The 4,984-nt window shown below is 55.8% G+C and carries 3 protein-coding genes and 1 pseudogene; all 4 read right to left on the bottom strand.

Features of this window, described 5'->3' with window-relative positions:
- Nucleotides 1-298 (bottom strand): alcohol dehydrogenase catalytic domain-containing protein (locus NKI21_RS32170; RefSeq protein ID WP_352869284.1); only part of this gene is annotated, 298 nt, incomplete at its 3' end.
- A gap of 516 nt (nucleotides 299-814) precedes the next feature.
- Nucleotides 815-2,713 carry an MBL fold metallo-hydrolase gene (locus NKI21_RS32175; protein ID WP_352869288.1) on the bottom strand — a complete coding sequence of 633 codons (1,899 nt, stop codon included), beginning with the start codon at nucleotides 2,711-2,713 and terminating at the stop codon, nucleotides 815-817.
- Nucleotides 2,714-2,725: 12 nt separating this feature from the next.
- Nucleotides 2,726-3,196: pseudogene (locus NKI21_RS32180) on the bottom strand (alcohol dehydrogenase catalytic domain-containing protein); the annotation flags it as partial.
- Between the two features lie 245 nt (nucleotides 3,197-3,441).
- The coding region (locus tag NKI21_RS32185; protein WP_352869286.1) for a phytoene desaturase family protein at nucleotides 3,442-4,984 on the bottom strand (1,543 nt) is incomplete at its 5' end.

Consider the following 4,984-nt stretch of genomic DNA (forward strand, 5'->3'; position numbering starts at 1 on the left):
ACATGCAGGACGGGCATTGCCGGCATTCCGGCGTGTAGAGCGGGATGACATGGTCGCCCTTCTTGACCGAGGTGACGCCCTTGCCAACATCGACGACGATTCCTGCACCCTCATGGCCGAGGATCGCCGGAAAGATGCCTTCGGGATCGGCGCCCGACAGCGTGAATTCGTCGGTGTGGCAGATGCCGGTTGCCTTGATCTCGACCAGCACCTCGCCGTCGCGCGGGCCGGCCAGATCGACCTCCATGATCTCCAGCGGCTTTCCGGCGGCGACAGCGACAGCGGCACGGGTTTTCATGATCTACATCCTTGTTCTGCGCTATTGGGCCGTTCGCTTCGGCAAGCCGGATGCTGGACTTGCCATTGATTCCCTCGATAACCCTTTGAGGCGTGTTTAACCCATCTTAGTTTGAAATCGGCAAAGTCCTTTCAAAAGCTGCCAGGGCGTGGAGCAGGCATTGTTAAATATCGGCAGGTTTGTCGTGAGTATCTCTCATTGGGCCTCAGGTCACCAGCCGCAGCCAAACCTCCCCAATCAACATCTTATGCCGTGCGCGCCGGACGCTTCCCAAGATCCTTCAGCATTTCCCGCGATGCATTGCGGCCGGGCACGCCGGAGACACCCCCTCCGGGATGGGACGAACGCTCCGCATTGATAGAGGCGCTTTCCTTTCGGCGTGTATCGATGGGTCCATTCTTTACACCACAACAACGCGCCTTGCCGGAGCTGTTTACCTCTTCGGCACGGTGGAATGATCTGGAACCGTCGAGCCTTGTGCCCGGGTACCTTCGATTTATCAAACAAAATCATAAACTACTTTGCCACTGTTGAAACGAGGGCTTCGCACACTGGTCCCTGCGATATGCCGTCGATTAGAATTTCGGCGGTAATGAGCCTTCGGCGCGGGTCAACCTGTGATGGGGCAGTGGTCCCAACCATTATCTCGCCCTGCTCTCCAGGTTGGAGCGTAATACATTCTCCTTCTCCCGAAACCCAACCAAAAGACGGTTGGAGGCGCGCGCTGTACACAGCAGTGCGCTCCAAGTTGTTGCGGATCTTTACCGTGTATATGAGTTTGCTGTTTGGCAGAACATGCGAAAGATAGGGGAGCATCCGGGCCCAGAATAGATCGATAAAATGATTTGCGGGCTCATCTACTATATCACGGAAAGCTGCTTCCTTACGTTCGATATAATCCGTGTACTCAGCGATCCTGGACGGATCCATGTCAATCAGCTCTCCGTGCCCAGGGCACACAAGATCGGGGTTAAGCGCCCGCATTACATTCGCGCAGCGACGATGCATCTCCAACTGAAAGCTGTTGCGCAAGACCGTCGTCTGGATAGCAATCTCGCGATCAATCCCTCCGGCGCCTGGATTAAAAAGGAAAAGATTGTCGCCGCCAAAAACGACCCGTTTTCCGTCGATCTTACCCAGAATCACCGCGTGATACTCGGTTTGACCAGGGGCGTAATGCACCTCGAAGTCAAATCCTCGCCAGTGAAAAGCCTCACCATCCCTCAGAATCCGTTGCACTTCGATGGGTTTGTGGAAGCAGCACGGCGTACTTGCCCACGCAGCAGGATCGGCAATGACCTCGGCGACACAATCGAGAGCCCAACACTTTGTGCCGAAACGTCGCTGGAGGTACGGTATGCCACAGACATGGTCATCATGAATGTGCGTTGGCACGACAAGTTCGATATGCCGCACTCCATGATCATCGCGAAGCTGATCAATATGATGCTCGACGAAACGCAGGGCCTGGAGCCCGTCGGAATCGACGGCACCATGGAGATGCCCCGACGAGGCTAGCCCATAGTCAATCAACATCGCGTGGCCGCTTCCACTCAGCACAACGTAGAAATTGGAGCAGGTATAAGGCCCCGCCCACAGCAGATGTTCACTGATCGGCTCCAGCCTGCTCTCTCGGATAACCTGCCTTTCGTTGAAATTGACGTCTCGGCCCGATGTAAAAAGCCTGCCGATAGAAGAAAGTGCTTCGAGCCTCGATTCGAGCCTTTCGATATCCGCTGTCACCTCTTTGATTGGTGCCCCATGAGATGGATAGGCGCATTCGACCTTCTCCTTCTTTAAGGCGAGGATCGACTGCATTGTGAACTCGGCACCGAGAAGGTCGCCGTAACCATACTCCATTGCATGCAGTTGATAGAGTTTTCCGCCGGCTATCATCAGATCTCCAATAAAGGCCACTTTCTTACCGTCTACATTTCCAACCAGGTTAACCATGCCGTAGGTGTGACCCTTCGCCGGAAGTATTCGGAATTGGTACTCCTTCCAGACAAAGATTCCGTAGTCTTCAAGAACCGCGTCGATTGCAATATTTTCTCCTAGTGAGAAGAACGTATTGCGGTCATTGTAGTTGTCGTAGATGCGTCGTGCCTGCCAGTAGGCCTCGACATTGTCGAACAGGTGACGCTCGTATTCGGGCACCGCGATTTTAGCCCCAGCTTTTTGAACGATTGGAGTTCCCCAGCACTGATCTCTATGGTGATGGGTATGTAGAACCCAGTCGACTTGTTGGATGCCGATTGTGTGAAGATGCTGCAATACAGCGCCCGATCCTGTATCAATCAGCAGGCACTCCGAGCCACTTTTCAGTACGTAAACGGTACACGTATCTTGATACGCCCAAAGGTGTTCGGAGAGCTGGATGAGAGACATTGTATTTCCTTCCAAGAGCGCTGACATGCTTGTGAGCGTCGGGTTGACCTTGGCGACCGCGATCTCCGGCAGCACGGTGAAGTTGGAGAAGGTCGAGCAGCCCATATAGTGAAAGATCTTGTCCTTGCCGATCGAGAAGCGCGACGAGCCATCTGGCATCAGGCCTTGGCCCTGCGTGGCGCGGATCGCCGTGCACAGATTGGTCTTCCGCGACAGGCAGGACGGGCACTGGCGGCACTCCGGCGTATAGAGCGGGATGACGTGATCGCCCTTCTTTACCGAGATGACGCCCTTGCCGACATCGACCACCACGCCGGCGCCCTCATGGCCGAGAATGGCTGGAAACAGGCCTTCGGGATCAGCACCCGACAAAGTGAACTCGTCGGTGTGGCAGATGCCGGTTGCCTTGATCTCGACCAGCACCTCGCCGTCGCGCGGACCGGCCAGATCGACCTCCATGATCTCCAGCGGCTTTCCGGCGGCGACAGCAACGGCGGCGCGCGTTTTCATGATCTACATCCTTGTTCTGCGCTATTGGGCCGTTCGCTTCGGCAAGCCGGATGCTGGACTTGCCATTGATTCCCTCGATAACCCTTTGAGGCGTGTTTAACCCACCTTAGTTTGAAAGCGGCAAAGTCCTTTCAAAAGCTGCCAGGGCGTGGAGCAGGCATTGTTAAATATCGGCAGGTTTGTCGTGAGTATCTCTCATTGGGCCTCAGGTCACCAGCCGCAGCCAAACCTCCCCAATCAACATCTTATGCCGTGCGCGCCGGACGCTTCCCAAGATCCTTCAGGATTTCCCGCGATGCATTGCGGCCGGGCACGCCGGAGACACCCCCTCCGGGATGGGACGACGCTCCGCATTGATAGAGACCTCTTATCGGCGATCTATAGTCCGAATAGTGAGCAGCGGGCCGCTTAAAGAACATCTGATCAAGGGACATGTCTCCGTGATTGATATGGCCTCCCGGCATGTTGAGCTGCTCCTCGATGTCCTTCGGCAGGAGGACCTGCGTATGGATGACACCATCGGAAAACCCCGGTGCGAAATGGTCGATGGTTTCAAACACCGACTTCAGGAATCTCGGGCGCTCCTGTTCCCAAGAGCCGTTTGTCAATTCATAGGAGGTATGTCCGCCATAGATTTGAACAATATGCTTTCCATTCGGCGCCAAGCCGGGTTCGAGGACTGTCGGGATCATCATGATCATGAACGGTCGCGAAGAATACCAGCCGGGTTTCGCCTCTTCGTAGGCCCGTTCGAGGTATTCCATGTCAGGAGCAATCTGGGCCCATGACGGGCTATCCATGCCCGCTTCCTGCTTGTTGAAAGATGAAAACTGCGGAGCTCTCTCACATGCGATATTCAGCTTGAATGCCGCCCCGTTCGTTTTGAATTGCGCGATGTCCGCGACGAATTCACTCGGCAGGTCACTCGCCGCCACGAGCTTTCCGAACAAAACTTTGGCGTTGAGGTTCCCGACAACAATGCGTGCCTTATACTCATCTCCGCGGCTTGTTACGACAGAATGCACTCGGCCATTGCGCGTCTGGACCTGTGCGACATCGCTGTCGACGAGTATCTCGACGCTGTGGTCCTCGGCGCACCGCGCCATCGCCTGAGTGATGGAGCCCATTCCACCGACGACCTGTCCGCTGATGGCGTCTTTCTCCTTATGGCCCGAGTCGCCGCCATGCAGCGCAAGCCACGCTGACCCGGGGGTCTTTGGGCCAATCAGGCTCCCGCCCACCGCTTGCGCGAACGCAGCCTTCACTTCACTGCTCTCAAACCAACGGCTCAGATATTCATCAGAGCTCTGTGTGAAGAGATCTATTAGTTTGTAGAAATCGTCGCCGACGTTGCGATTCTCCCATAGGAAGCTTGCTGTCTTTGCCCGCGAGCGCAACGAACTCGCGACGAGGTCGACTGGCGTCTGCAGCTTGAGTTCGTGGACAAACTTCGCAACGGTTGAGAGATGCTTGGTGAACTCCGGGTATCGGGCAGCGTCGGCCTGGGAAAATCGGGACAAGGCTGCCTGCATCTGTGCGATGTCGCCGCCGACCATCATCGAGCGCCTTTCGTCCACGGGCCGCAACGTGCGAGAGTCCGCATTGAAGGATCGAAGGCCATATTTCCTGAGTTCGAGCTCGGTGACTACCTTCGGATGTAGTTGGGCTGCAACGTAGGAAAAAACGGAAAAGGTGAAGCCGGGAACAACTTCCTCGGACCGAGCTGCGCCACCAATTACATGGCGACCCTCGAGCACCAGCACCTTCAGGCCGGCTTTCGCCAGGTAG

The sequence above is a fragment of the Mesorhizobium sp. M0715 genome (assembly GCF_040320355.1).
GTDB lineage: Bacteria > Pseudomonadota > Alphaproteobacteria > Rhizobiales > Rhizobiaceae > Mesorhizobium.